The organism is Corynebacterium sp. LK33 (genome assembly GCF_014334955.1).
Taxonomy (GTDB): domain Bacteria; phylum Actinomycetota; class Actinomycetes; order Mycobacteriales; family Mycobacteriaceae; genus Corynebacterium; species Corynebacterium jeikeium_D.
This window is the reverse complement of sequence record NZ_PDGU01000024.1, coordinates 134523-161374: the sequence shown is the minus strand read 5'-3', so window position 1 is coordinate 161374 and position 26852 is coordinate 134523. Positions and strand designations below refer to the sequence as shown.

Below are 26852 nucleotides of genomic sequence, written 5' to 3'. Positions count from 1 at the left end.
TGTAAATACTGCCCGGCGTTACTTAGACACAAACGCGCGAACTAGCGAAGCCGCGCGGAACAGACCGCGATACGCACCCGGCTGCGATTCTGGACTAACAGCGTGGACAAAAAGTCGATAACACATCGCACGAACGAGCAACTGACCGAAATCCGGCAGGTGATCGAAGCGCCGCAGTAGCTCCTCATCAGCCCCCATCATGGACAGACAATCCACTGCCGCCAAGGCAGCTGTCCAACCACGGACATGCCACGCTGGCACGATATCGGTGAGAACCGGGGCGGCCGTGCCGTCGTAAAGCAGCGTGCCGACGAGGTCTGCGTGACAGACCTGCAGAAGCTCCGTTGGCACAACCATCTCTGCCCGCAGCTGGAGAAGATCACCGGAGATCGTGAGAGCCTCGGCACAATCGGCGCGGGGGACGCTATCCGCGTCGAGAAGCTGCTCGAGGATGCCGATTGGGTCAGAGTCCCAAGCTGCGCGATTACACATGACGAAGTAATCGGGCTCTTTATCAAGGAGGAACTGTGGCCGTTCAATACTGGCAAGCGACTCTTCCACGCGACCAGCGGCCACAATGGTTTCATCGGCACGTGGCGCGAATCCCCCCGGGATGAAATGACGAGCCTGCCACCCAGCAATGACTAAGCGGCCGTCACTGGTACGCACGGATTTCGCCACTCGGACGCCATCGACATCTAGCGCACTGCGAACCTTCGCAGACCACAGCGCCTGCGCCGAATTATGTACCGGCGAAAGGACAATGGAATCGTCGTAGACCCAGCCATTGTCCCAAGCTCGCCCGGCACGATGCGGCTCGCCCTCGGCACCAAAGGCCTCTAAAACACGGTCGGGAGGAGTGGCGATCATAATCTGCTACTACCTTGCTTTCTGAGTCGGTGCGGCCGTATCGTCGTCCGCCCCAAATGGGTACGGCCAGCCGTTGACAGAACACGTCTTACCATCGACCTGATAGACCTCGCTGCTGTCGATTTTGTGCAGTTCATCGTTCGACACGCTCAGGGTCTGCTGCATCATGATTGGCGCGATACCGCCGTCCCTCGGACAGGGCTCGTGAACCGCGTACCCAAGTCCGTGACCAACCTCGTGATTAATAAGGTATTGGCGATACAATCCCAGGTCCCCCTCAAAAGGCAGGGCACCTCGAACCCACCGGGCGATACTGACGACCACGCGCCCAGGCTCACCTTCCCGCTGCCCAGACAGGTAACAGGAGGTCTCCATTCCCAAGGTGTTGCCGCACAGCTGATGTGCGGTTCCAGTCGCGGAAAGCTGCACGACAATCGTCGGATCCTGGTCGCGAGGCACTGCCTCGAAAGAAAAATCTGGATTAGCTGTCCAGCCACGTGGATCGGCCAGAATCGAGTTCACCGTCTCTGCAAAGGCGCGCTCGCCACCAATCGAAGGAACATCAATGTTGTCTTCAATTTCCACGGAATACCTGACCGCATTGTCGCGCCCCTCCCCAACACGGGGATGCGCCACGGTGACATCTTTAAAATTTCCCGAGGGTTCCGTGGCAAAGGCCGGACCGGGTGGCAACTGCCCTCCCTCGTAACCATCACCGTATCCCTCACCGGGCACCGGACCAGGGCGACCATTGCCACTCTGCGAGGCGACAGTGCCAGTGCCGGAACCTGAAGAATCATCTTCAGCAGTGAAGATGTCGAAGAGAATGATGACTGTGAGCACCACAAGTACAGGGATGGCATAGGCTCGCCACCCCCAACTCCTTGCAATGCGTACGAGAAAGGGTTCTTGCGTCATTAGGCGAAGAAGCCAACCTTACGGTCTGCGTTATTACCGGTACGGACGTAGGCGACTTTGTCAGCATTAATCAGGTACTCCTGACCAGCGCCGTCGCTGAGCTCAATCACACCTTCGCCAGCAGCCAGCTTCTGGGAGATCGCAGCCTTGACCTCCTCGCCACCAGCGACGTTTTCAATGTTCAGCTCACGCGTATTGTCTGCAAATCCAATAGTGATGTCCATAGGTGACATCATAACCATTCCCAAAGCGGCTAGGATTAGAGAGACCGATTAAGCCGTCGTGTCACGTGAGGTTACAAACAGCAAAGGAGTCGCCGTGGCAGAGTCCCAGTCCCCGACATTCGTCGAATTGGGGGTCGCCGCGGAAATCTGCGACGCACTCGCCGACGAAGGAATCACCCGCACATTTGCAATCCAGGAACTGACGCTGCCCTTGGCGCTCGACGGCACGGACATTATCGGCCAAGCCCGTACTGGCATGGGAAAAACTCTTGGTTTTGGTGTCCCCCTTATTGACCGCGTCTTTGATGACGCCCGCATTCCAGAACCGGATGGCACTGCCCGCGCAATCATCATCGTCCCCACCCGTGAGCTATGTGTGCAGGTCGGCGAGGATTTGGCCCGCGCTGCGCACTCAACCAATCTGCGTGTGTGCACTATTTACGGTGGCCGCCCCTATGAGGAACAGATTGAACAGCTAGACCGCGGTGTGGACATCATCGTCGGTACTCCCGGCCGTCTCATCGATCTTTACCAGCGCAATAATCTAGAGCTGTCAGGCGTAAAGATTTTGGTTCTCGACGAGGCCGACGAAATGCTCGACTTGGGCTTCCTGCCGGACATCGAGAAGATTCTGGCTGCGGTGCCAGATGAACGTCAGACCATGCTCTTCTCGGCAACAATGCCGGGCCCAATTCTGACTCTCGCACGTACCTTTATGAATCGCCCGGTGCACATCCGCGCTGAATCAGGCGAGGAAGAGGCCACAGTCCACGAGACCACTAAACAGATTGTTTTCCAATCGCACCAGATGGATAAGGTCTCGGTCATTGCCCGCATCCTGCAAGCCAACGGTCGTGGTCGCACCATCATTTTTGCTCGCACGAAGCGCGGCGCCGCCTCGGTTGCTGAGCAGCTCGGCGAGCGCGGCTTCCTGGTCACTGCCGTCCACGGCGATATGGGCCAGCCTGCACGTGAGCGCTCGCTGACGGCGTTCCGCAATGGCGACGTCGACGTCCTGGTCGCAACCGATGTCGCGGCTCGCGGTATCGATATCGACGATGTCACCCACGTCATCAACCACCAGGTGCCCGATGACGAAATAACCTATGTCCACCGCATCGGCCGCACCGGCCGCGCGGGACACAGCGGTGTCGCCGTTACGCTCGTCGGCTGGGATGAAACCACAAAGTGGAAGGCTATTTCAGATGCTCTCGACCTGGACATGGCCGAGATTCCGACGTGGTTTTCCACCTCCCCCGAGCTCGCTGAAGCTCTAGACATCCCCGAGGGAATCGATGAAAAGGTCGGGCCAGCCCGCCCGGTGTTGGGTTCCAGACCACCTCGCGGGCGTGGCGGAAGAGGCCCGCGAAACAACCGCTCACAGGCTCATCATCGCAATCGCGGCCAAGGACGAAGCTCAAAGCGGGCCGGCCACTCCAATTCTCATCGTCGCAGCTAGGCCGCTGCGCGTGCCAACTCCCCGCCTCACCTCTCGCCACGACCACTCGTCGACAGGACATTCCAACCGTGCTGCAGTCACCACAAGCCAACGCTGAGCCCACCACTGCAGAGACCCGACTGCGCCGCAATCGAATCGCATCAGTAGTTCTCATCATCGCCGTAGTGCTAGTCGTCGGTTGGACATGGGTCGCTTCTCCGGCTCGTAAGGTCGATCGCACTGAATCCACGGCACCGACGAGCAGCACAGCGCAAGCCCCGGCCGCGAACGATCCGGAGGCAATGCCACATACTCTCCGGCCGGTGTGGTCCACTGAATCGTCGGCAAGCACAAGCACGCACACCATCTCCCCGGCGCCACTGGTGATGGACAACTCCCTCATCGTTGCTGAGAACAAGGGCGTGCGTGCTATCTCGCTTAACGACGGCACGGAGCGCTGGCACTATCGACGAGATATTCCGCTTTGTGCGCTCTCGGGCAGTGATGGCCAAGTTTTCGCGACTTTTCGTGGGGCAGCTGGCTGCGGTGAGACCGTTGCACTCAAGCCCGACTCGGGGCAGTATGTCGCGACCCGTAAATCGATTGCGGCTGACAGCCCTGCCGCCGTGCGCTCGAACTCATACGCGGGTGTCTACGACTCTGGATTCCTGGAGCTGTGGCGCTCTGACCTGGTCCGAGTAGTCGAGTACGGCAAGATTCCAGCGTCTCCGGAACCGAAGATGCAGCCGCATCCGGAGTGTTCGATTATCAGTGCGCTCACGCGCGTGGAGCTGCTGGCCGTCGTAAACAACTGCGATGGTCACGGGCGCCTGGTCATGCAGGCGGCAAATCCGGAGGAGTCTCGGAAACCGGAGGTCAAGAGCGATATTGACCTTGGTCCGGTAACTGCAGATATGTCACTGGTATCGATTGGCCAGGACACGGCGGCGGTACTGTCAGACAATCGCATCCGAGTTTTTCGTATGGACGGCACGATGCTGACTGAATTGGCGCTGGATGAGACTACTCTGCGCCCAGCACCGGCGGAAGCTAACTCCAACGGCGATGCCCCGCGTGCGCCTTTTACAACGGATCTTCCCCATCACATGACGTGGTGGTCGCCGCGTGGTTTACTGGGCTTCCGCCCGAGCACCCTGGCGCCGGATTTCGAGTTTCCTGAGGCCACAGGAACCCCAGCTCCATGGGGTGAGCATGTTTTCATGCCAGTCGCTGACGGAGTCGCGGTATTGAATGCCAAGACTCTCGAGATTATCGGCACACTCCCGTTGCCTGCAGCTGCGAAGTCCACTCATGCAAATAATGCGGACAAGCCGGAAGTGCCCGTGCGCCTTGCAGTTGTCGGTGACACGCTACTAGTTCAGCGCGGTGAGTCAGTCGACGCGTTCGCCATCGAAGCTTAGAAAGAGCGGGCAGCCCAATCAATCGCCTTCGGACTAAACAAACAGGCCAGCGCAGCAATTGAAGCTGCCGCCGTCGGTAGAGCAAGCAGAAAAGCGCTCGAGCGGAACATGTAATAGGCCACGCCCAGCAAGCAGAGGTTGAGCATAATAATCGGCCCGCGCCCCCATCGGGCGCCACGCAGCAACATAATCGCACCAGCGAGAACAGCGCCGAAAATGAGAAGGAACCACAGCGCGGTACCCCAACCGGAAATGACCGCGGCCTCGTCGCGGTACCCCATCAAATCACGAATGAGAAGGAAGATCCCGTAGCCCAGACCGAGGGCACATTCGGCGACACCAATCCACGCACCGACCATAACAACCTGAGGTGCGGCGATCGGCCCGTCGGCTGCCGCAAGCTGGTCGGTAGTACGCGATTTGGGCGCATTGCTGCTGTTTTTCTGGTTACTCACGCCCTACATGTTAGCCCGGTGCGAACCGATGAATACACCCTGGAGGCATACCGGCTAATGCGCCCATCACAAGTCTGCTCATGCACTATTCTTGGTGCCTGTGCGTGCGTTGCTAATCTCCAATCCGAATTCGACCAGTAACACTGCTCGACGTATGCCCGGCGTTGTGCGGGCGCTTCGCTCGGTCGAGGGGATTCGCTTGACATCCATGTTTACCGCCTACCCTGGCCATGCTGCGGAAATGGTGGCGGGTAAAACGGTTCGCGATTACGACGTCATTATTTCTCTCGGCGGCGACGGAACCATTAACGAGATTGTCAATGGGCTCATGAACTCCAACCCATTCTCCGCACTGCCTGCCACTGACCTGCCTGCCATCGCGACAATTCCCACCGGCAGCGCCAACGTTTTGGCAGGTGCGTTGGGTATTCCCCGCGACCCCATAGATGCCGCGTGGTACATCGCAAGTCTGCTGCGCTCCCGAACCCGCAGCACTATCAGCGTTGGACATGCAGCGGAGCGATGCTTCGTGGTCAATGCCGGTATCGGCATTGATGCGGAAGTCATTTCCACCATGGAACAGCTCCGACAAAACGGTACCCGCGCCAAAGCCGTGCGCTATTTGCCGGCAATTTTCACCGCATGGAATCAGTTGCGCAAAAGCCCGCCACAAATCACCGCAACTATCGACGGCACGGAGTTTGGCCGTGATCTCGCAATGGCCGTGGTGTCCAACTCCAATCCCTGGACATTCCTCGGCGACCTCCCCATCGTCACCAACCCCACTGTGTCCCTACGCAGGGGCCTGGGCTTTTATGGCTTCACTTCCCTGAGGGGAGTGACGGGACTTGTCGCCGCAGCCAATTTAGCCGGTTTCTTCACCCGACTGCGTTCCCCCTTCCACGTCGAAGCCCGCGAACGACGCGTCGACAACGTCCAGCACATCGAGCTCACCGCTACTGCCCCACTTCGTCTCCAGTTGGACGGCGAGTACATCAATCAGTGTGAGTCCCTCAACATCCGTGTTAAGCAAGGCGCTATCAATTTTGTGGCGCGTGCCGACGATTACACCGAGGACCAGTTCACCAAGAAAGTCGCTACCCGCCCCGTGGACGAGCGCTTGCTCGTTGTGGTGACCAAAAAGGTCATGGATCGCACACGCCGACTGTTCAGTACTAGCCAAAAAGCCGAGGCAAACCCGACTTAAACTACAACTGTTTACTGACAAGCCAACAAAAATGCGCCATACACCCTCACTACTGCAATTACCAAAACTAATTTTACCCCCACAAAGGGCTAGTTTTGACCTGGCGTTTTAACCAAAACTTCACTTTTCTGTGAGGTTTGGCACTTTTATTCATTTTGCTCTTTACGAACCGCCCCAGTCGTGAAAACATGTAAATCGTCAGCGAGACAGGCACGCAGTTCACTGGTTGTGTAACCATGCAAGTCTCGCCTTTTTAGGCGCAAACTCTTTGGTGAGTCCCCACTACCTTTCACGTCGTATAGGCGATGGAACAGGTGGCCCCTCCCAAGATGCCTAATACCCCTGGGCAACCGGGAATGAACCCCAACCTTCGTTGAGATACGGCGATTTGTCGTGTCTGACGAAATCCATTTCCGGAGCTGCCTTCCCGCAAGGAAATTTAACCCTGCCCTCACCCGGGGCTCGTAATGTTTTAGGAGTTTGTCATGGATTGGCGTCACAAGGCCGTTTGTCGTGAAGAGGATCCGGAGCTGTTCTTCCCGGTCGGTAACTCCGGCCCGGCCCTCGCCCAGATTGCTAAGGCCAAGGTCGTTTGCAACCGTTGCCCCGTTACTGCTCAGTGCCTGGCCTGGGCACTTGAGACCGGCCAGGATGCAGGTGTCTGGGGCGGCATGAGCGAGGATGAGCGTCGCGCACTGAAGCGCCGTCGCAACCGCGGCCGCACCCGTCGCACTCGCACCAGCACCACGGTCTAATTAAAGGACTTACCCTCGTACCGTGTAATCTATACCGGTTGATACCTGTTTAACCCGATAGAAAGAGAGCCCAGCTATGAGCAAGCGTGGCCGTAAGCGCAAGGACCGCCGTAAGAACAAGGCTAACCACGGCAAGCGTCCGAACAGCTAAGTTGCCCTTAGTTGCAGCAGTCTTAGCCATCACCGGCTAAGACATCTCACTCCACTCCAGCACAACTCGGTATTGCACCGAGGGACGGGGTGGAGTTTTTTATGCCTCCAGCGGATACCTCAACGGGTAGCAGGTCTGAAAGTGACTAGGTTTATGACACATGAATTGAATTCACCCGCGATTTTTTGTCATAAACCTAGTCACTTTCAACACCTTTTCGATGCCTCGTCGATACCGCATCCTCGCTTTCCGGATTAACCATCCGCCAGAACCTTACCAGCGAGTTTGGAGCCCAAACCCCACCGGAGTAACGTCTGAAAACAGAGCTTTTACAGCAGCTCCAGCTAGGTTGCTCGAAAGCAATGGGGCTATAGCTCAGTTGGTAGAGCGTCGCGTTCGCAATGCGAAGGTCAGGGGTTCGATTCCCCTTAGCTCCACAAATAGCTCCACAAAAATATCCCAGGCCACATCACCGTGACCTGGGATTTTCCCATTACGCATTACCGCATTACCGCATTACGCAACATCGCATTAAGCATCAAAGGAATACGCGCCAAAAGATGACGCACCTAACCTAGCCGCCAGCAGCTACCTGCGATACTCCACCCGCGTATAGGACACGCGAATCCGAGTGGTAATGCGCTGACGGAGGTCCTCAGGGGCAGGTTGCTGGCAACACCGGCGCAGCAGCCGTCGTATAGCTTGCTCGGAACCGAACTCTTCCAAGCACTGAGGGCATTTGTGAATGTGTTCCTCGAGAAAGCGGCGCTCCTCCGAATCACACTCTCCATCCAAAAATGCGTGTAGGCGCGAGTGGACATCCTGACAGAAAGCATCTTCACAGGCGTGCCCGCGCTCTGGCGTCTGCTCCATATCTTGGCTCGACTCTCGGCTCATCGCGGAGAATCTCCCTTCTCTTCTTTCAAGAATCCACGTTCCACGGCTACGTTGTGCAACGCGTCTCGGAGCTGTTTTCTTCCACGGTGGAGCCGACTCATCACAGTTCCGATGGGCGTGCCCATGATTTCGGCGATTTCCTTGTAGGGCAATCCCTCGACATCGGCGTAGTAGACCACCATCCGGTAGTCCTCTTTGAGGCTCATCAGAGCGTCACGAATTTCCTCGTCAGGAAGCTTTTCCAGCGCTTCAACCTCAGCAGAGCGCAGCCCTATCGAAGTGTGCGACGCGGTTTCCGCGATCTGTGAATCCGTGATGTCATCGGTGGCGTACTCGGCAGGACGTCGCTGCGCCTTGCGGTAGTTGTTGATGTACGCATTCGTCAGAATGCGGTAGAGCCACGCTTTCAGATTCGTGCCCGGTTTGTAGGAGCGGAAGCCCTGAAAAGCCTTGATATAGGTCTCCTGCACCAGGTCTTCGGCATCGGCGGGGTTGCGCGTCATCCGCAGCGCCGCTCCATAGAGCTGATCCAAAAGCGGCATGGCGTCACGCTCAAAGCGCTGCGCAAGCTCCTCATCCGACTCATCAGTCCGGATGGCCGATGTTCCTGTCTGATCACCTGACATGCTACCTATCCTAAAACATCCGCACCCACGAGTCGGCCAGACCCCCGTCACCAGGCATTTCGTAGCGTGGCGGCACTGGTGTGCAACGATGGGAAATTATGTCGAAGAAGTCCGCCAAGAAATCCGCTGCCGCCACCCCGGCAATCGCCGTCTGTCAGAACGCCGGAATCGACTTCCACGTTCACCAATTCCCCCACGGCAGCGACAACTTCGGCGAAGAGGCCGCCTCTTGGCTACTAGAGCATCTCGGAGTCGAGCCCGAACGCATCTTCAAAACTCTCATTATCGAGCTATCCGGCAAACGCACTGGGCTGGCCATCGCCGTCGTCCCCGCCACCGGAATGCTCAACCTCAAGGCCGCCGCCGCGGCTGTCGGGGCGTCCAAGGCCATGATGGCCGACCCCCATGACGCGTCACTTGCCACCGGCTACGTTCCCGGCGGCATCTCCCCGCTTGGCGGTCGCCGCAAGCTCCCCACCGTCATTGATGAGACCGCTACTCTCGCCGACACCGTGTTCGTCTCCGGTGGTCGCCGCGGGTGGGACATCGAACTGTCACCCGCTGATCTGGTTTCGCTTTGCGACGCCACGGTCGCCGACATCGCCCGCTAATCCGGCGGCTACTCCTGCAACCTCCCCACTGATACGACCTTAAAACAGCTCCTCGTTGTGGCCGGGTGCTGCTCCATCGGGCCCATTCAGCAGGTGCGGCCCTTCATTCGCAACATTGCCGACGGCGCGGTTGACCGGTCGGATGGTCAGCTTGTCCACCACTTCTGCGCTGGTCATGCCAACATCTCCGTCTGCTGCCCAGGCCGAGAGATCCAACCAGTCACTGACTTCGTCGTCGGCAAGCACGCGCGGCATACGATGATGCAGATCCGCGAGCTGTCCCACGGCGTCGGTGGTGAGAATTGTGGCGGAGACGATATCGCCCCAGCGCGCCCACAGCCCAGCGACGGTGAAAAGCGGTGCGTCATCGCTGAAGCTGACGAAGTAGGGCTGGCGATTCTTCCACTCATACCAACCGTTCATGGGGATTGCGCAGGGCAGGCCGTCCCGGAAAGTCGGTTTGGACTGCCAGGTTTCCGCACGGGCATTGAAGAAAGGTTTTGTTGGCACTTCGCGGGCCCACTGCGGAATTAAACCCCAGCGCACGGTGGCAGCAATGGTTCCTGTGCGGCCGGGGTGCTCGCGGGCAAGAGCAACTATTGGCATGGTCGGGCCGATGTTGTAGCGGGAGGTGGGCAACGGGCCGTCGGCACGCACGGGCGCCAAACCGGGAATCTCAGCAGTTGTGCTGAGCAGTTCTTCGGCGACTGTGAAATTGACGAAACGACCACACATACCAACTGATTGTGCCGTTGACTCCCCCTCTAGTCGAGGTATGGAGTGAAAGTGTTCCATAATTGGTTGTGTGTGTTCCCAAAATCAGAATTGGTCCGCCCCTACTGTAAGTGTCGACGGTGCCGATGCCGGTCGACAGCCTTTTAACGCCACGGTGCAGATTGCCGGCTCGAAGTCGATTACGAACCGTGCCCTTGTCATCGCGGCGCTATCTTCGACACCATCGGTTATCCATGGTGCTCTACGCTCTCGCGATACCGATCTTATGATTCGCGCACTGCAGGCCCTGGGAACTGACATCAGTGCCGACTCGACATATTCGGGTGCCCCGAACCACACGCTCCGCGTCACTCCACGCATGCTTCGCGGTGGTGTCGTGGAATGTGGTCTCGCAGGTACGGTTATGCGCTTCGTGCCACCTATCGCAGCTCTTGCGCAGGGGTCGGTGTTCTTCGAAGGCGACGTAGAGGCCAAGGCTCGCCCGATGTCGGCCGTGCTGGATGCCCTGCGCAGCCTCGGTGTGAACATCACTGGAAATGGGCTTCCTTTCACGGTCAATCCACAGGGACCGAACCAGGGCAACCGCCTCGGCGACTCGGTCCAAGAGCAAGATCTGCCGGACATCGGCGGCGAAGTGGAAATTGACGCTTCGGCCTCAAGCCAGTTCGTCTCTGGCCTGTTGCTGTCAGCGCCGCGCTATGGCCGTGGCCTCGTGCTTCGCCCGACCGGTGAGATTCCATCCCGCCCGCACATTGACATGACCCTGGACATGCTTCGCGAGGCCGGTGTGCAGATCGAGGAGACCACGGCCGACGCACCTGAGGGATCACGCACAACGTTCACCATTCGCCCCACCGAAATGATGGGTCGTACTTGGCAGATCGAGCCCGACCTGTCCAACGCTGCCGCCTTCCTGGCCGCTGCGGCTGTCACTGGTGGCAGCGTCACCGTGCCCGACTGGCCAGAGCACACCACGCAGCCGGGCAACCGCATCCGCGAGATCCTCACCGCTATGGGCGCTACCGTGACGTTCAACCGTCACGAGGGCGGCCGCACCAGCCTCACCGTCGTGGGTCCAAAGCCGTCGGAGCTGCGCGGAATCACGATGGACATGTCCGAGATTGGCGAGCTGACCCCAACGGTCGCTGCCATCGCCGCCCTGGCCACCACCCGCACCGAGCTGACGGGTATTGCACACTTGCGCGGTCACGAAACCAACCGTCTTGCCGCGCTCACCACGGAAATCAACCGCCTCGGCGGTCGCGCTACGGAGCTTGACGACGGCATTGCGATTGACCCCGTTCCGCTCCACGGTGGCCTCTGGCACAGCTACGCCGACCATCGAATGGCCACCGCTGGTGCCATTGTTGGCCTGCGCACGGAGGACGTGGAAGTCGAAAACATCAGTACCACCGCTAAGACCATGCCTGGATTCGACCTGCGCTGGCTGGAGATGCTCGGACTGGCCTCCCCCAGCCCTAGCTCGTTGGAAAAGTCGGTCGACACTCGACTTGATGGCATGGAGAACGGAACCGAGGCAGGGAAATAACAGTGGCGGCACGCAGGCGTGGACGGCAATGGGACGAGTCCGATGTACGCATCCGCCCCGGTAAAGGGTCGCGGCCACGGACGAAGGATCGCCCCAGCCACGCCGATGCCCACTGGGGCATGGTGGTGACCAAGGATCGTGGTCGTTGGGGTGTAGTCCTCGATAACAACCCAGATATTGCAGTGACATGCATGCGTGCCCGCGAGCTCGGCCGCACCAATATCGTTGTCGGTGACCGTGTCGGTGTCGTAGGCGATGTCAGCGGCCGTGAGGGCACACTGGCCCGCATCGTCAAGCTGGCAGAGCGCAGCACGGTTTTGCGTCGCACCGCTGATGACAATGACCCGTATGAGCGCATTGTCGTGGCCAATGCCAGCCTGCTACTCATTGTGTGTGCAGTCGCCGATCCTGAACCCCGCACCGGTTTTGTCGAACGCGCGCTGGTCGCGGCCTACGCCGGCGGTGTCCGTCCCGTGCTCTGTCTGACTAAGTCTGATCTGGCTGACCCAGAGGAATTTGCCGGGGAGTTTTCCGCACTCGGAGTGGATGTCGTTATCTGCGGTATTAACGATGACTTGGCTCCTTTCTCAGAGCTCATCGATGTTCCAGGACGAGTGACAGCTTTGGTTGGGCATTCCGGTGTTGGGAAATCAACCCTCGTCAACCGGATTGTTCCCGAAGCCAACCGTGAGACCGGCGAAGTCAGTGGTGTGGGTAAGGGCCGCCATACCTCCACGCAGTCGGTGGCGCTGATGTTGCCGTCGGAAAGCGAAAACAGCGCGCCCTCGTGGATCATTGATACCCCGGGCATTCGTTCCTTTGGCCTGGCTCATGTGACACCGGAGACGCTACTGGCGGCGTTTCCAGATATCCAGGCGGCAACAGATGAATGCCCACGTGGTTGTACCCATTTGGGACCACCCGCGGATCCAGAGTGCGCCCTGGACAAGTTGGAGGGAGTTCAGCACCGTCGAGCGATGGCAGTGCGTCGTCTATTGATCGCTATCAGCGACAACGAGGACTGGGAGCTGGACATTGAAAGAGACTAGCCACACCAATTCTGCGGAGTCGTCCTCTGAAGCCTCGGCAAGTGCTGAGTCGAACAAAGAAGACTCCGGTCTCTACCCCGCTCCCGGCAGCTGGATTCGACTGTGCATCTACACGCTTATCGTGGGTCTTGCGACGGGGCTCGGAGCAGCCGGGCTCGCGCTGGTTATGCACGGAATCGAGTACGCGGTCTACGGGCAGCACGAGGGTGACGTAGCGGTCGTGACCGATGGCACCACCGGCCTACAGCGCTTTGTCGGGATCGTGTTGGCGGGGCTGATTGCCGGGCCAATCTGGGCAGCTCTTCGCACAAAGGCGAAGCCTATTGAAAGCGTTGAAGCGGGCATGCGCGGCCGTCCCATGCCTGTGTGGTCAACTCTTGTCAATGTGTTTTTGCAGATGGCGACCGTAGCCGCAGGTGCATCCATGGGACGCGAGAATGCCCCGCGTGAGCTCGGTGCAATGGTGGCCTCACAGATGTCGCATCGACTGCGCATCGACCCGCTACACCGCCGTATTCTGGTCGCAGCAGCGGCCGGTGCCGGCCTGGGGGCGATTTATCACATCCCGTTGGCTGGAGCAGTTTTCTCGTTGGAGATTCTGCTGGGCTCGCTGAGTATTACCGCGGTGATGGTGGTGCTGGCGTGTTCAGCCATTGCCACGGTGACGTCGGGCATTGTGGTCGGCAGTAGCCCGCTCTACAGCCCAATTAATCTCTCGGACGGCTGGGGCAACCTCGGGGCAGCACTGCTCATCGGTGTTATCTGCGGTGCCAATGGCTACGCATTTCGCATTCTCAGCTCGCGGATGTCGGACAAAGCACCGACTGGCTGGCATTCTGCCTGGGCCATCCCCCTCGCATTCACGCTGGTTGGTGTGATTTCACTGTGGGTTCCAGAAGTCTTGGGCAATGGCCGTATCGCTGCGACCACAGTTCTCATGGATCGCCCGCTGCTGGGTTTTGCAGTCATCCTGCTGATTGCGAAAGCTATCGCGGTTCTCGTTACTTTCCGTTCGGGGGCCGTCGGTGGTCTCTTGACTCCCGGCTTTGCCCTTGGCGCGCTCAGCGGTTTCATCGTCGGCTGCTTCGTACAGCCATTTATGCCCTCAGTTCCGCTGAGCGACTTTGCGATTCTCGGCGCGGCGGCCTTCCTGTCGGCGTCCATGGCAGCTCCACTTTTCGCACTGATCGTGACCGTGGAGTTTACCGGCCAGAATTCCTCGGCTTACTTAGCGCTCTTCCTCGCTGGTGCAACTGCGACGCTGACCGTGACCATGATTCGCGCCTGGCTGCGGCTCCCCCACAAGCAATCAATGCCATGGAACCGCGAGCCGGCAGTCGCGGCTGCGGTCCGCAAGCGGGTCGAGGGCTAACCGCGCGCAGCAGTGTGCGTTGAGCGACCTGTGTAGGCCCGGACAATTTCCCGGACGCCTGGGCGAAGACCGCGGAGCATTCGCAGGCCCGTCGCTAAGCCCTTGCGTTGCGGGGAACTGGACTGGAGCTCCGCTTCAACCTGCGGATACTTCTTGAACGCCGCCTCCGAACGTACCTCTGGGGCGTTGTCCGGGTCGGCGACTAAGAAGCGATCGGGCAGCGACAACTTCAGCAGCGTGCGCTGGACCTGGAAGAACTGCTTCGGGAACGACCCCGTGTTGTATGGCAGGTCGTATTCCCGGCAGATCTGCTGAACCTGCCTCGAAATCTGCGCAAGCCTGTTGGATGGCATGTCCGGGAACAGGTGGTGCTCAATCTGGTAATTCAGATTTCCCGAGAGCACCGACAACGCCAGCCCACCGTGGAAGTTCGCCGAGCCCAGCATTTGGCGCAAATACCACTCACTCTTGTCCTCGGTGTTGTACTGCTCCTTGGTGAAAGTCTCGGCATCATCCGGGAAGTGTCCGCAGAAGATGACGGCGTAGGCCCACAGATTACGGGCTAGGTTGGCCATCATGTTCGCAAACGCCACTTCGCGGTAACGCGAACCCGCCATCGCGGGGAAGAGAACGTAGTCTTTGAGCACCTGGCGCCCCGACTTGTTGAGCACCTCCATGAGCTGCGGTCGGGCCTCATCCCAGGATTTCTTACCTGCGAACACGCGCCCGAGCTCGACGTCGTAGAAGGCCACTGCCCATTGGAAAAGGCTGGCCAACACCACGTTTGTCACCGGCTGCAGCAGCGTCGATGGCTTCCAACGGCGGTCACGAGTCACCCGGAGAATGCCGTATCCCACATCGTTGTCCATACCGAGCACGTTGGTGTACTTGTGGTGGACAAAGTTGTGGGAGTGCTTCCACCCGCTGGATGGGCAGGAATTGTCCCACTCCCAGGTGGCCGAGTGAATCTCGGGGTCATTCATCCAGTCCCACTGACCGTGCATGGTGTTGTGTCCGATTTCGAGGTTTTCCAAAATCTTTGCCAGCCCCAGCGCTGAGGCACCCGCCCATTTGAAACCCCAGTGCGCGGTGTTCTTCCACGACTTCGGCAGCATCCCTAATTTGTTTAAGGCCATGCCTGCCGTCGGCACCATCAGCAGACCTCGACCAGTCACCTCAAGGGTGCGCTGAATGCGGATGAGCGTGCGGATGTAGCGAGCATCCTTCTGTCCCAGCGAATCGCGGTGTTGCTTTTCGATTTCCGCAAACCGACGCCCAATCTCTGCGACGTCTTCTTCGCTCAAGTGCGCATACGATGCGATATCGGAAATTGCCATGGGAAGGGTCCCAACTCCTTTAGGTAGTTTCTCCTGGTTAATGCAGGTTGAGATAGATGTGGGGCGAACTTACAATTCGATACGCGCGTGCCCCGCCGGCGCACAGACGCACGTTCGGACTCGCTCCCCCGCCACAAACGTCGCCCCGGTGCGGATGTCCCGCGCTGCGCCGTCGGAGAGTTGCTGCACGCACGTCGCACAAATTCCCATCCGACAGCCGTACGGCAGGTCAACCCCGACGCTCTCGGCCGCCTCCAGGATGGTCGTTGCACCGTCTACGTCGATATCGCCTCGGCTGCCGAAACTCACCGTGCCGCCGACCTCCCCCGCCGCCGAGCGGTCAACGGTGAAACGTTCCGTCCGCAGCCCGGGAAACTCCGGCTCAAGGTTCTTCAACAGTTCAACCGGACCACAGGCATAGGCGCTTGCCGACGATGCCAGCGCTCCAAAGTCCGCAATGATGTCGGTAACCGCCGCAGCGTCAATCCGCGGCTGCGTCTCGGTATTCCGGGCATGCAGGTGATACTTCAACGCGCTAGTAGCGCTGCGCTGTTCCAGTTCGCGAAGTTCGTTGACAAACACAGCTTCTGCCTCGCCGCGGTAGGAGTGAATGTGTTCGACTTCCACTGAGGCATTGCGAGCTGAAAGATCACGCAGCATGGAAATCACCGGAGTTACGCCGGAGCCTGCGGTAACAAACGCAATGCGGGCTGGGAGCGGCTCCGGAAGATGGAAATCCCCAGCCGGGGCAGCCAGGCGGACGACAGTACCCGGCCTTACATTGGCGACAAGGTGTTGGGACACGTAGCCGTCGTTGAGCGCACGGATGTTGATAGTCAGCAGCCCGTCATGTGGCCGCGGTGCATTTGTCAGCGAGTAGGAACGCCACAGGTATTTCCCCTTGACCTCTACGCCGAGTCCGATGAACTGGCCTGGCTTGAAGTCTGTTGGCATCCCCCAACCCGGACGGATTATCAACTCTGCTGAAGTAGGAGATGTGGGATTAATGGCCTCAATCTGACCGCGCAGCTCGCGACTTGACCACAGCGGATTTAGCAAATGCGTGTAATCATCGGGCAAAAGTGGCGTGGATAAATGCTTGAATACCCGGGAAACTTTGGTCTTAAGCCCCATTTTTGGCCCTCCTGACTGTCACGGGCGAACAAGTAATAACGCTGTTCATCAGTAGGCATGCCCCACCCGATTCATTATTACGTGTCCGTAGGTTACTTAGACGTAGACTACGGAGCGGTAAGTTATTGGTCAAGAGAAACAAATGATTTTGACATAAATAGCGAAATTGTCATTACCCCCACCCTTGTGCGAAACACCCCCTTTGACATGGAGCTTATCTACACAAAACAATCCCGCCTTTTATACCCCCGCTGAAAACACTTGTGCCATACAAAAAAGGGGCTGGGTTCCTAAACCCAGTCCCCTTCATCAACGCCAAGCACGCGCTACTACAGGAAGTCGACCACCATGCCGAGCTCAGCTACGTCGTACCACGCCAGCGGGATCTCCAGCGCATCGCCGACAGTGAGCTCCGCATCCTCGTCACCGAGATCTGCCTTATCGACGGCATCAATCGCAGCCTCAACCTTGCTTTCCGCCTCTTCCACATCAATGTGGAGCGCTGCAACGTCGGCAAGCGAAATTGGGCCGCCGACCTTAACCACAGCATCGCCCATATCCGACTGCGGCTCCGCCTCCACATCAACGGAAATGACCACTCGGCGGTGCGGGAACTTCTCTTCTGCGGCATCGAGCAGACGGAGCGACGCACGCGATGCCTCATCAAAGGCTACGTCTGCCAGTTCCTCGTCATCGCCCTCAGTAAAGAAATCGCGCAGCGCTTCAGTGACAGCAAAGCCCCAACCACCGCGGGCGTGGAAGAGCTCATCCTCCTTAAGCGCCTCAAGCATGGAGAAAGTCGCTGGGATATAGACGCGCATTAGAACTCGCCCTCGAGACCCAGTAGACCGGCAATCTCGACCACTGCGCGGTCGAACTGCTGATAGAAGACTCCCACCATGCCGTTAGAGACGGCCGCATGGATGTTCTCAATCGAATCATCTACCAGCACGCAGTCCCGTGCCGGCAGTTCAATAGCCGCAGCGGCTGCATTAAAAGCCTCTGCCGAAGGCTTCTCATGGCCAATTTCACCAGAGAGCACAACTGCGTCTACCAGGCCCTCATCTTCGAGCTTGCGAATCGGATCCGCCGATGGGCCACCTGGGTCATTCGACAGGACTGCCAGGCCAACACCATTTGCACGCGCCTCTACCAGCAAATTACGCCAACGTGCCTGGTCTTCATCCGTGCCGTCAAGGACACCACAGTAATCGATAATCATTCCGCGCATGGCCTGTAGTTTATCGCATGACCTGCACGTTTGCCTTTTTTCCAGTTCAGCGTGTTAATTGGCTGTTCGTTACGCCCATTTGTAGACGACCAGAACGGCCTTGACGGAAACCGATAGGACCATTAACAGCGAAACACTCAGCCCATTTCGCAGCTGCATCCTCTCCCCAATCCCCCCCCCCACGCCGGCCGTGAATTCCCCTTCACAAGCTGCACACTTAAAGCACTTGTAGGACAATGGTCTTCAGCAAGGGGGAACTTGCCAATGGAGCGTTTTTAGGGGGATTAATCCATGGCACCAACGTCTCACGTACCAAAATCTCAGACACCGATGCCTTACGCGCTGTCGCACGCCGCTGAGCACCGCTCCAGTGGCAGGGAATCCATTGAACCGGCAACGGGCTTTTCGCTTCTCCACACAATTCAACTTGGCCAGTCAGCTAATGCCGCCGCCTCTCAAACCGCAAAAGTGGCACCGACCTATAGCGGATGCTCCGCTGCCACCGGGACCGCTGTCATGACGGCATTACCGCCCGCCGTGGCCACTCCTGCTGCGAAAAAGACGCCGCAAACACCGCACGTTGTCCAGCACTGTGAGCAGAATCTGAGACAGGAGCTTGGCACGATTACTCGCCGCGTCTTCGACATCATCGCGGGTCGCAGGCGAGTCAACGATTTGCGTCGCATCAATATCGACCCAATTATTCACGCTGCGATACTCACGCTGTCGAAGAACACCAGCCTCAAGGGTGTCGCGTTGCAATCCTTCCACGCCAGCGCTTCCGCGGACGGCAAGAAGGTCGAGTTCCTGGGTAGTTGCCGTGTCGGTCCGCGCGTTCGCGCGTTCACGGGCACTTTCCGCCGCGGAACAGCAAAAACGCGGCCATGGACCATGACCGCGTTTCGTGTGCTTTAGTGCTTAGCGACGGCGCTTGCGAGCCGCCTTCCGACGCTGCGCTCGGTTGCCCTCAGACTCTTGATCCACGCGCTGCTGCTCTGCACTGCCGTCCTCGCTGGGGCCGGAGTAAGTCATCTGCTGATTTTGCTCAGCAGCTTCCGTTGGCAGAGCTGGAGCCTGGTTCTCCTGCCCCTCGGCGTTTTCCACTGCAGGCATAACCTGCTTACGGATCAGGAACAACTGACGAACCGATTCTTCCTTGATGCCGTCCATCATCGCGGTGAACATGTCGTAGCCCTCACGCTGGTACTCCACCAGCGGGTCAGCCTGGGCCATGGCGCGCAAGCCAATGCCCTCCTTGAGGTAGTCCATCTCGTAGAGGTGCTCGCGCCACTTCTGGTCCATGACGTTCAGGATGGTGAAGCGCTCGATATTGCGCATCTGGTCGTCGCCGCCAATTGCGGAGACCGCATCCTCAAGCTGGTCGTAGCTGGCCGAGATGTCCGTGTGCAGAGCCTTGGACAGCTCATCGGCCGAGAGGTCACCCGGGGTACCGAAGTCAGAGCCATCAATAAGCTCTTGCGCCGTAAACGTCGGGCTGTAGAGCTGCTCTAGGGCATTCCACAGCTCGTCGAGGTCCCAATCCTCCACGTAACCGTCAGCGGTGGCACCGTTGACATACGCATCGACGACGTCGTCCTGCATGTCACGGACCTGAGTCTTCAAATCCTCACCTTCGAGGATGCGACGGCGCTCAGCGTAGATGACCTTACGCTGCTGGTTCATAACCTCGTCATACTTCAGAACATTCTTACGGATTTCGAAGTTCTGGCTTTCCACCTGAGCCTGAACGCTCTTAATGGAGTTGGAGACAACCTTGGAGTCAATAGGAACGTCATCCGGGACATTCAGAGTGTTCATCAGCGCTTCCATGCGCTGACCGTTGAAGCGAACCATGAGATCATCGCGCATGGACAGGTAAAAGCGGGTAACGCCCGGGTCACCCTGACGACCGGTACGACCACGCAACTGATTATCAATACGGCGCGACTCATGGCGCTCAGTGCCCAGGACGTAGAGGCCACCGGCCTCACGTACCTTGTCAGCTTCTTCCTTCGACTGCTGACGAACACGCTCAATCTCAGCGTCCCACGCCTCTTCGTATTCTTCCGGAGTTTCCACCGGGTCCAGACCACGAGAACGCAGATTCAGGTCAGCGATGATGTCCGGGTTACCGCCCAGCACGATGTCAGTACCACGACCGGCCATGTTAGTTGCCACGGTAACGCCTCCGAGCCGACCCGCCACTGCGACAATCTCAGCTTCCTTCTCGTGGTGCTTAGCGTTCAGCACAGAGTGAGGAATACCTTCGCGCTGCAGGAGCTTGGAAAGGTACTCGGATTTCTCAACTGACGTCGTGCCAACAAGAACTGGCTGGCCCTTTTCATGGCATTCGCGGATGTCCTCGACAACAGCGGCGAACTTTGCCTCCTGCGTCTTGTAAATCAGGTCGGGCAAATCCTCACGCTGCTTCGGGCGATTCGGCGGGATCGCCATGACGTTCAGCTTGTAAATCTGGTGCAGCTCAGCCGCTTCGGTCTCAGCCGTACCGGTCATACCGGACAGCTTGTCGTAGAGGCGGAAGTAGTTCTGGAGCGTAACGGTTGCCAGCGTCTGGTTCTCGTTTTTAATCTCCACCCCTTCCTTGGCCTCAATTGCCTGGTGCATGCCCTCGTTATAGCGACGGCCTGCCAGCACGCGACCGGTGAACTCATCGACAATGAGGATCTCACCATTGCGGATAATGTAATCCTTGTCGCGGGTGAACAGCTCCTTGGCCTTCAGGGCATTGTTCAGGTAGCTGACCAGCGAGGAGTTTTCCGGAGCATACAGGTTGGCAATACCCAGCTGATCCTCAACGAATTCAACGCCCTCTTCACGAATACCGATGGTGCGCTTACGCTCATCGACTTCGTAGTGAATGTCGCGCTTCATACGCGGCACAATCTTGGAGAACGCCAGGTACCAGTGCGGATCGCCATCTGCCGGACCGGAAATGATTAACGGGGTACGGGCCTCGTCAATCAGAATCGAGTCAACCTCATCGACGATGGCAAAGTGGTGCCCACGCTGCACCAAATCGTCGAGCGAATGCGCCATGTTATCGCGCAGGTAGTCAAAGCCGAACTCGTTGTTCGTGCCGTAGGTGATGTCGGCAGCATAGGCCTTGCGGCGCTGGTCCGGACTGAGCTCAGAGAGAATCACGGAAGTCTCAAGCCCCAGGAAGCGGTGGACTCGACCCATCCACTCCGCGTCACGCTTAGCCAGGTAGTCATTAACCGTAACGACATGAACACCCTTGCCTGCCAACGCATTGAGGTATGCGGGCAGCACACAGGTCAGGGTCTTACCTTCACCAGTACCCATCTCGGCAACGTTGCCGAAGTGCAGTGCCGCACCGCCCATAACCTGGACGCGGTAGTGCTTCTGCCCCAGCACGCGCCAGGATGCCTCGCGCGCCGTGGCGAAAGCATCCAGAAGCAAATCGTCTACATCGGCACCGTCAGCCAGCTGCTTCTTAAACTCCTCGGTCTTGGCACGGAGTTCATCGTCTGAAAGAGCTGCGTACTCGTCTTCCTTGGCGATGACCTGATCTGCAATATTGCCAAGCCTCTTGACAGCGCGGCCTTCACCAATGCGGAGCAACTTGCTGAGCGAAAACACTAAATTGGGACCTTTCCGGCCGATTCACGTCGAACTTTAATGTGCAACGGTTGATTATACGACGAACCCGCCTTCCCTTCTAAGAGAAGACGGGCTCATGTGAGCAATTACTTACCAATACACAGCTCTGCGCGGTATTGCGTGCTCTTTTTGGTGAAGACTTACTTCTCGTCTTCGTCTGCCAGCTCAATCAGACCGTAGTCGTATGCGTGACGACGGTAGACCACGGACGGACGAGAGGTTGCCTCGTTAACGAAGAGGTAGAAGTCGTGACCGACGAGCTCCATCTCAGACAAAGCATCTTCCACCGTCATCGGAGTTGCGGAGTGCTGCTTGGTACGCACAACCTGACCCGGGGTCACGTCCTCAACCAGATCCTCGTACGGATCAGCCTTTTCCGGAGCCGCTGCCTCAGCCTCTGCAACCAGCGAAGCAGTTGCCTCGCCGACGGACATCGGTGCACGGTGGCCAGAACGGCTAATCTTGCGGCGAGCCTTCACCTTACGCAGGGAGCGCTCCATCTTGCCCAGAGCAGACTCCAGTGCAGCGTAGAAGCTATCTTCCTTGGCTTCCGCACGAGCCAGGTGACCCTTGCCAGTAGCGGTGATCTGAATACGGTCAGAGCGGTCTGCACGGCGCGGATTCGGCTCGTGCTGGAGCTCCACGTGGAAGAAGGTCAAAGTCGGGTCGAGGCGCTCAATCTTCGCCAGCTTCGCCTTAACACGATCTGCGAAGTGCTCTGGAACCTCAACATTGCGCCCGGTGATGGTCACCTGAGCGTTCGGGCTGAGTACCTCGTTGTTGTCAGCAGGTGTGGACACTTGCTACCTACCTCCCGGTATGGCCACCGCCCTTCCGTGAGCGGGATTACTCACGGCGTCTACGGTGACGAGTCTTTCTGCACCCCCAGGATACAGTTCCGGGGGTAACCAATGCCACGTTCCCCTCGTTTATTTTTCGCTTGCCGACGACACCCCTGCGTCTACGCCCGGGCGAGCACCAACACCATGTCGATGCGAATCCCCAATGACGCTGCCACCAACTCGGTTTCCGCTGCAGTGGCACCAGTAGTGGCCACATCATCAACCAGAATTACTGTCGCCTGCGCACAGCGTTGTCGCAGCTTGTCGCTAATTCCGCGCTTGAATTGCGTCAGCGGCACAATGTGGCCAGAAAGATTTCGTCTGCGTTGAGAAGCCCCCAGCTCCGCGGAATCCCGCGTGCGCCCGCCAATGCGCACCAGGGGCAATACCGAACTGGAGGGGAGCTGACTGCAAGCAAAGTCGCAGGCAATTGTTACCGGGTCCCCACCCCGTTGTCGACGGGATGACGATCTTGTCGGCGCGGGAATCAAAATGACGGGGGTAATTTCCGGGGGCATTATATGGCCATCAGAGGCTAGCCTTCGTACCGCAGCGGCGAACACGGCCCCCATGATTCGTCTGGCTTCACCACTGCCCCGTTCTTTGGCCGACAAAATGAGATGTCTCCTCGCACCCGAGTACGGACCGCAGGTCCACGCTGCTGCGCGTAACGCAGCCCGCGGTGAAAACCGCACTGGAGGTTGCTGAAGATCGTCCTTGCAACCGCGACACAGTGCCCCGGAGCAGCCGCACACCGGACAGGTTTCCGGTATCACGAGGCCGATCGCATCGCGGGTAACGTCGTAAAGCGCGCGCAGAAATTCCTGCGATGACCTCCCCTGCGCCATTAATCCCCTCCCCGATTTGCGCTTATTCCACAGACACCGGAGCCATTCGACCGCGCGCACCCGGAACCTGGCGCCAGAACTGCTGCTGCCCCTCGCTGGAGATCAGCTCCATGACACCGGTGGCATCCAATGCGTAACGCTTCGACGAGGTCGCGGTAACTACAGGAATTGGCGGTGTCAGGTTGAGCTTCGGCAGAACGGAGCTAGTCGCACCGTCCGGGAAGGCACTCCACATCGGGGTGTCTCCGCTGTAACCACCCACCGTGACCGTTTGATTCGGCGACCACGTCAGCGACACCGGGGAAACGTTTTCAGGGAGCGGCAGAGCGCGCGGGTGCGTCAACTTCCACGGTTTATCGTCATGCCTTTCGATGGTGGCGATATAGACTTCACCAGCGATAATCATCGCTACCTGCGTGCCTGAAGAATCGACGCGGAATTCAGAAATACCGGCGCTCGGGCGCCCCGTGCCTTCGCCGCCGTCAAGAAGGTGATTGAGCTCAGAGGTATCAACCTCCTCCTGCTGAATCCGAGATGACGTCGACTGCCGAACCAGGCGTACGACGGTTGTACCGTCCTTCACTGTCCAGACCGCCTCGGCGTCTGGAGACCATGTCGGACGGGTGAGACTCTCGCCAGTCAGCACAGGAACCGGCTGATCTTGAATTCCGCCGAGCATCAATGTGGACTCACCGAGGTCATACGAACCGGCACGACCATCCACGGCCGAGCGGAACACAGCGGCAATAAGCTCGCTGCCATTGGGGTTGGTGCCCACTGCCGCGGAGAACACCGCGGTGCTGCCGCTGGCGGTCCAGCCGCGTCCCACAGGTGTGGCGTGGCCGTCAGCGATCTCGTAGATACCGCTGCGGTCGACTGTCCGCAACGGCGCGTTATCAGCCGGTAGATGATTCGGGTCGTAGAGCTGGATTGCGTCAGTGTCCTTCGTCCACGGCTCGTCGTGGCTGGCAACTAACGGTTCGCCGTCGGCCATGAGGATCCACGGACCACGGAAATCTGCCGAATCGAGAGTCCAGATAATCTGCGCCGCGAGCATGACACGCAGTTCCTCGGAAATATCACCCAACCCGGTGATTTCGACCCTGCGACCGTCCGCGTTGGACACAGGTCCTGCCTCCACCGCAATTGAGGCATTGGGCTTGAGCACGGTGGTGACGCCCGGTCGCAGTGGTGCTGATGGGCCGTTCTTCAGCTTCGTCAACAGATTGGTCGCGCCATCGGTGACGCCACGATAGAGCCAACGACGATCTGTGACCAAATGATTACCCGCCGGGTCGAGGAAATAGACATTGCGAGGCACATTGTTTTCCAGGAATGCCTGACGCTCCATGACAACACCGTCGGGCAGCGAGGAAATGCGCCACTGCCCATCCGAACCGAGCTTCATCTCCACGGTTTCCTCATAGTCACCGGACTGGGGCTCATAAGCACCATCAGTACCGAATTGACCAACGCTGCGACCTCGGGCAACGAAGGACTGTCGCGATCCTCCTTCATCCCGCTGGGCGATGAGGTTGACACCGTCGAGAATGCGGGCGCTATCCTGCGGCTTCCAACTGGCCGCTAGTTCCGGGGTCATGAAGGCACGCATAGCTTGAAAATCATCAACCGGATGCGCGGCCGCGGCGAAAAAGTCGCGCAGGACAATGTCTGCATTGACATTCGGACGAGGCTGCGGAACTTCAATACGAACTTGGGGCGGCTCAAACGGACGCAGCACCTGGGGGCTGGTGTTCCGCGGAATGGTGGTACATCCTGCGGCCGTGCCCAAAATGATCACCGAGCTAAGCGCCACTGTCTTACGCAGGACGCGACGAGCCTTCGACTGTTGCTGCGCCGTCATTTAACTATCCTCCTCTCGTGCCTGTTGGGATTCGCTATCGCTAGTCCTCTGCCCCTTACCCTGATCCTGGCTCTTGACTTGCGATGCATTCGATTCCGATTCCAACTCCCGTGCACCAATTTCCTGCTGGTGCGGAATCTGATCAGGCAGCGGGGGAACTTCCAGTCCGAGCGGATGCTCACCGAAGCTCGCATCGGGCTCCAGCGGCACAGTCAGACGGAAACAGCTACCGACCGTCGGCACGCCAAATGCCTCCAGTTCCCCACCGTGCAATTGTGCGTCCTCGCGCGCGATTGCCAGGCCAAGTCCGGTACCGCCGGTGCGTCGGACGCGCGAGGGGTCAGCACGCCAGAAACGGTTAAACACCAGTTCCTGCTGCTCCGGCTTTAGCCCCACACCGTGGTCAACGACCGTAAACGAAACCGCGGAATCGCTCGCCCGCACTGTGACATCCACCGGATTGCCCTCACTGTGGTCAACAGCATTGGCCATAAGATTGCGTAGCACGCGCTCGATACGACGCGAGTCGACTGTTGCCATTACCGGTTCATCGGGCAGATGGAAGCGGATGGGCGTACCTGTCTCCTTAGCCACGACCGTTACCTGCTGATAGGCAGCATCCACGCAGCGACGAACATCGACCTTTTCTGCGGACAGGTCGGCAACGCCGGCATCGTGGCGTGAGATCTCAAGCAGGTCATTGAGAAGCATCTCAAAACGCTCAAGCTCCTCATTCATCAGCTCAGCTGCGCGACGAGTCGCTGGATCGAGATCCTCAGCGCCGTCAGCAATAAGATCGGCGGCCATACGCACCGTGGTCAGAGGTGTCCTCAACTCATGCGAAACATCGGAGGTGAACTGTCGCTGCAGACTGCCGTATTCCTCCAGCTGTCTAATCTGCGTCGACAGCGATTCGGCCATCTTGTTAAAGCTCATGGCCAGTCGCGCCATATCATCTTCACCCTGCACGACCATGCGTTCGCGCAAGTGACCGTCGGCAAAGCGCTGGGCAATCTGGGCGGCGGAACGCACTGGTGTCGTCACCTGATTGGAGAAGAACCAAGTAATACCGCCGAGAAGCGCCATGATGATTACTGTCGCACCGGCGAGCAGACCACGAACCAACTTAATAGTCGATTCCTCTGCGGCCATAGAGGTGACCAGATAGAGCTCGAGCCCATCAACCGAAGTAGAAGTGGGACTACCGATAATTAACGCCGAGTACGTATCGCCGCGGTTATCAGTGACTTGGCGTACCTGATACGCAATTTGCCCTTGTCGGACTACTTCATGCAATCGTTCTGGAACATCGGCCTTAATCGGCGATGAAGCCAACACCGTGCCTCGTGGCACCGGCGCCACGAGCAGTGGTTCATAACTTGTCAGTGGCGCAGCACCGGAACCGGCTGCACGGTTCACAAGGGCATCGCGCCCCACGTTGAGAAGAGCTTGCAGCTCGTTGGACGAAGAGTTCTCAATCGCCTGCTCCACCACCGCGCGAGCACGGTCAATTTCCTCGTCGGCAGCGGTAACCTTTGCGTCGATAAGCCGCTGGGTAACAATAGTCGCCAGCGCGAAACCGAGTACCGCAATCACCATCGCGCTCAGTACCACCACAGAGGTCAGAATGCGCGCTTGGATAGACGTGCGCCAGAGCGTAACCGCCCAGGTCACTC

General features: G+C 58.6%; 26 protein-coding genes and 1 tRNA gene. 11 read left to right on the top strand and 16 right to left on the bottom strand.

Features of this window, described 5'->3' with window-relative positions; genetic code table 11:
• Positions 1-18 precede the first annotated feature (18 nt).
• Genes CRD20_RS07965 through CRD20_RS07955 form a run of 3 tightly spaced genes read right to left on the bottom strand, consistent with a single transcriptional unit; the run spans position 19 to position 2012 of the window.
• Positions 19-870, bottom strand: coding sequence for a TIGR02569 family protein (locus CRD20_RS07965; RefSeq protein ID WP_049191104.1), 852 nt, complete (start codon positions 868-870; stop codon positions 19-21).
• Between the two features lie 9 nt (positions 871-879).
• Positions 880-1788 (bottom strand): DUF3152 domain-containing protein, encoded by a 909-nt coding sequence (locus tag CRD20_RS07960; protein ID WP_049172838.1) that lies wholly within the window; start codon positions 1786-1788, stop codon positions 880-882.
• Complete coding sequence (locus tag CRD20_RS07955; RefSeq protein ID WP_042388469.1) at positions 1788-2012, bottom strand: DUF3107 domain-containing protein; 225 nt, start codon at positions 2010-2012, stop codon at positions 1788-1790. The genes CRD20_RS07960 and CRD20_RS07955 overlap by 1 nt, the downstream gene beginning before the upstream one ends.
• A gap of 94 nt (positions 2013-2106) precedes the next feature.
• On the opposite strand from CRD20_RS07955, the gene CRD20_RS07950 reads away from it, so the two are divergent.
• Positions 2107-3471 (top strand): DEAD/DEAH box helicase, encoded by a 1365-nt coding sequence (locus tag CRD20_RS07950; RefSeq protein ID WP_187405200.1) that lies wholly within the window; start codon positions 2107-2109, stop codon positions 3469-3471.
• Positions 3472-3539: 68 nt separating this feature from the next.
• Complete coding sequence (locus CRD20_RS07945; protein WP_069359464.1) at positions 3540-4871, top strand: PQQ-binding-like beta-propeller repeat protein; 1332 nt, start codon at positions 3540-3542, stop codon at positions 4869-4871.
• Here CRD20_RS07945 and CRD20_RS07940 read toward each other — a convergent pair.
• Positions 4868-5326, bottom strand: coding sequence for a hypothetical protein (locus CRD20_RS07940; RefSeq protein ID WP_370546118.1), 459 nt, complete (start codon positions 5324-5326; stop codon positions 4868-4870). The two genes, CRD20_RS07945 and CRD20_RS07940, sit on opposite strands and share 4 nt — an antisense overlap.
• Before the next feature lie 100 nt (positions 5327-5426).
• Between CRD20_RS07940 and CRD20_RS07935 the strand changes: the two genes are divergently transcribed.
• From CRD20_RS07935 to CRD20_RS07925, 4 genes are all read left to right on the top strand, one after another.
• Positions 5427-6533, top strand: a complete 1107-nt coding sequence (locus CRD20_RS07935) for a diacylglycerol kinase family protein (RefSeq protein WP_370546116.1) — start codon at positions 5427-5429, stop codon at positions 6531-6533.
• Positions 6534-7018: 485 nt separating this feature from the next.
• Positions 7019-7288 carry a WhiB family transcriptional regulator gene (locus CRD20_RS07930; protein ID WP_016422223.1) on the top strand — a complete coding sequence of 90 codons (270 nt, stop codon included), beginning with the start codon at positions 7019-7021 and terminating at the stop codon, positions 7286-7288.
• A 76-nt stretch (positions 7289-7364) separates the two neighbouring features.
• A complete protein-coding gene (locus tag CRD20_RS11335; RefSeq protein ID WP_014300525.1) occupies positions 7365-7439 on the top strand; it encodes a 50S ribosomal protein bL37 in 75 nt (24 codons plus the stop codon).
• Between the two features lie 364 nt (positions 7440-7803).
• Positions 7804-7876: transfer RNA gene (locus CRD20_RS07925), tRNA-Ala, on the top strand.
• Positions 7877-8027: 151 nt separating this feature from the next.
• Here the strand turns inward: CRD20_RS07925 and rsrA are convergent.
• Both rsrA and CRD20_RS07915 read right to left on the bottom strand, forming a co-directional pair.
• Positions 8028-8312: a mycothiol system anti-sigma-R factor gene (gene rsrA, locus CRD20_RS11330; RefSeq protein WP_038629430.1), complete on the bottom strand. Its 285-nt coding sequence runs from the start codon at positions 8310-8312 to the stop codon at positions 8028-8030.
• Positions 8313-8332: 20 nt separating this feature from the next.
• Positions 8333-8962, bottom strand: coding sequence for a sigma-70 family RNA polymerase sigma factor (locus tag CRD20_RS07915; protein ID WP_016422221.1), 630 nt, complete (start codon positions 8960-8962; stop codon positions 8333-8335).
• Between the two features lie 98 nt (positions 8963-9060).
• Here CRD20_RS07915 and ybaK point away from each other — a divergent pair, with 98 nt between their 5' ends.
• Entirely contained in the window at positions 9061-9573 is a 513-nt protein-coding gene (gene ybaK, locus CRD20_RS07910; protein WP_070439541.1) for a Cys-tRNA(Pro) deacylase, read from the top strand.
• A 39-nt stretch (positions 9574-9612) separates the two neighbouring features.
• On the opposite strand, the gene CRD20_RS07905 is transcribed toward ybaK, so the two are convergent.
• Entirely contained in the window at positions 9613-10308 is a 696-nt protein-coding gene (locus tag CRD20_RS07905) for an SOS response-associated peptidase (RefSeq protein ID WP_016422219.1), read from the bottom strand.
• Positions 10309-10378: 70 nt separating this feature from the next.
• On the opposite strand from CRD20_RS07905, the gene aroA reads away from it, so the two are divergent.
• Genes aroA through CRD20_RS07890 form a run of 3 tightly spaced genes read left to right on the top strand, consistent with a single transcriptional unit; the run spans position 10379 to position 14278 of the window.
• Positions 10379-11857 carry a 3-phosphoshikimate 1-carboxyvinyltransferase gene (aroA, locus tag CRD20_RS07900; protein ID WP_187405199.1) on the top strand — a complete coding sequence of 493 codons (1479 nt, stop codon included), beginning with the start codon at positions 10379-10381 and terminating at the stop codon, positions 11855-11857.
• A gap of 2 nt (positions 11858-11859) precedes the next feature.
• Positions 11860-12906, top strand: coding sequence for a ribosome small subunit-dependent GTPase A (gene rsgA / locus CRD20_RS07895; RefSeq protein ID WP_187405198.1), 1047 nt, complete (start codon positions 11860-11862; stop codon positions 12904-12906).
• Positions 12893-14278 (top strand): chloride channel protein, encoded by a 1386-nt coding sequence (locus CRD20_RS07890; RefSeq protein WP_187405197.1) that lies wholly within the window; start codon positions 12893-12895, stop codon positions 14276-14278. The genes rsgA and CRD20_RS07890 overlap by 14 nt, the downstream gene beginning before the upstream one ends.
• On the opposite strand, the gene CRD20_RS07885 is transcribed toward CRD20_RS07890, so the two are convergent.
• From CRD20_RS07885 to CRD20_RS07870, 4 genes are all read right to left on the bottom strand, one after another.
• Positions 14275-15615 (bottom strand): acyl-CoA desaturase, encoded by a 1341-nt coding sequence (locus CRD20_RS07885; protein ID WP_187405196.1) that lies wholly within the window; start codon positions 15613-15615, stop codon positions 14275-14277. The two genes, CRD20_RS07890 and CRD20_RS07885, sit on opposite strands and share 4 nt — an antisense overlap.
• 69 nt (positions 15616-15684) lie before the next feature.
• On the bottom strand, positions 15685-16749 hold the full coding sequence (locus tag CRD20_RS07880; RefSeq protein ID WP_016422214.1) for a flavin reductase family protein: 1065 nt from the start codon (positions 16747-16749) through the stop codon (positions 15685-15687).
• 329 nt (positions 16750-17078) lie between these two features.
• Positions 17079-17570, bottom strand: a complete 492-nt coding sequence (locus CRD20_RS07875; RefSeq protein ID WP_101687796.1) for a hypothetical protein — start codon at positions 17568-17570, stop codon at positions 17079-17081.
• Positions 17570-17980, bottom strand: coding sequence for an HAD-IA family hydrolase (locus tag CRD20_RS07870; protein WP_038627918.1), 411 nt, complete (start codon positions 17978-17980; stop codon positions 17570-17572). The genes CRD20_RS07875 and CRD20_RS07870 overlap by 1 nt, the downstream gene beginning before the upstream one ends.
• Positions 17981-18271: 291 nt before the next feature.
• On the opposite strand from CRD20_RS07870, the gene CRD20_RS07865 reads away from it, so the two are divergent.
• The gene (locus CRD20_RS07865) at positions 18272-18895 is read left to right on the top strand and encodes a hypothetical protein (RefSeq protein ID WP_069359456.1); all 624 of its coding nucleotides are present in this window, start codon (positions 18272-18274) and stop codon (positions 18893-18895) included.
• Between the two features lie 3 nt (positions 18896-18898).
• On the opposite strand, the gene secA is transcribed toward CRD20_RS07865, so the two are convergent.
• The 5 genes from secA to mtrB all read right to left on the bottom strand — a co-directional run bounded on the left by secA (position 18899) and on the right by mtrB (position 26850).
• The gene (secA, locus tag CRD20_RS07860) at positions 18899-21601 is read right to left on the bottom strand and encodes a preprotein translocase subunit SecA (RefSeq protein WP_049193304.1); all 2703 of its coding nucleotides are present in this window, start codon (positions 21599-21601) and stop codon (positions 18899-18901) included.
• A gap of 161 nt (positions 21602-21762) precedes the next feature.
• Entirely contained in the window at positions 21763-22422 is a 660-nt protein-coding gene (hpf, locus tag CRD20_RS07855; protein WP_016422210.1) for a ribosome hibernation-promoting factor, HPF/YfiA family, read from the bottom strand.
• 161 nt (positions 22423-22583) lie between these two features.
• Positions 22584-22841, bottom strand: a complete 258-nt coding sequence (locus CRD20_RS07850) for a hypothetical protein (RefSeq protein WP_141737802.1) — start codon at positions 22839-22841, stop codon at positions 22584-22586.
• Positions 22842-23334: 493 nt separating this feature from the next.
• On the bottom strand, positions 23335-25176 hold the full coding sequence (locus tag CRD20_RS07845) for an LpqB family beta-propeller domain-containing protein (RefSeq protein ID WP_149421254.1): 1842 nt from the start codon (positions 25174-25176) through the stop codon (positions 23335-23337).
• The gene (mtrB, locus tag CRD20_RS07840; protein ID WP_222709839.1) at positions 25177-26850 is read right to left on the bottom strand and encodes an MtrAB system histidine kinase MtrB; all 1674 of its coding nucleotides are present in this window, start codon (positions 26848-26850) and stop codon (positions 25177-25179) included.
• Positions 26851-26852: the final 2 nt, after the last annotated feature.

Coding starts and splice junctions, on each gene's coding strand:
- CRD20_RS07965 (WP_049191104.1), bottom strand. CDS start 870: ATGATCGCCACTCCTCCCGACCGTGTTTTAGAGGCCTTTGGTGCCGAG.
- CRD20_RS07960 (WP_049172838.1), bottom strand. CDS start 1,788: ATGACGCAAGAACCCTTTCTCGTACGCATTGCAAGGAGTTGGGGGTGG.
- CRD20_RS07955 (WP_042388469.1), bottom strand. CDS start 2,012: ATGGACATCACTATTGGATTTGCAGACAATACGCGTGAGCTGAACATT.
- CRD20_RS07930 (WP_016422223.1), top strand. CDS start 7,019: ATGGATTGGCGTCACAAGGCCGTTTGTCGTGAAGAGGATCCGGAGCTG.
- rsrA (WP_038629430.1), bottom strand. CDS start 8,312: ATGGAGCAGACGCCAGAGCGCGGGCACGCCTGTGAAGATGCTTTCTGT.
- CRD20_RS07915 (WP_016422221.1), bottom strand. CDS start 8,962: ATGTCAGGTGATCAGACAGGAACATCGGCCATCCGGACTGATGAGTCG.
- ybaK (WP_070439541.1), top strand. CDS start 9,061: ATGTCGAAGAAGTCCGCCAAGAAATCCGCTGCCGCCACCCCGGCAATC.
- CRD20_RS07905 (WP_016422219.1), bottom strand. CDS start 10,308: ATGTGTGGTCGTTTCGTCAATTTCACAGTCGCCGAAGAACTGCTCAGC.
- CRD20_RS07885 (WP_187405196.1), bottom strand. CDS start 15,615: ATGGCAATTTCCGATATCGCATCGTATGCGCACTTGAGCGAAGAAGAC.
- CRD20_RS07880 (WP_016422214.1), bottom strand. CDS start 16,749: ATGGGGCTTAAGACCAAAGTTTCCCGGGTATTCAAGCATTTATCCACG.
- CRD20_RS07875 (WP_101687796.1), bottom strand. CDS start 17,570: ATGCGCGTCTATATCCCAGCGACTTTCTCCATGCTTGAGGCGCTTAAG.
- CRD20_RS07870 (WP_038627918.1), bottom strand. CDS start 17,980: ATGCGCGGAATGATTATCGATTACTGTGGTGTCCTTGACGGCACGGAT.
- CRD20_RS07865 (WP_069359456.1), top strand. CDS start 18,272: ATGGCACCAACGTCTCACGTACCAAAATCTCAGACACCGATGCCTTAC.
- CRD20_RS07845 (WP_149421254.1), bottom strand. CDS start 25,176: ATGACGGCGCAGCAACAGTCGAAGGCTCGTCGCGTCCTGCGTAAGACA.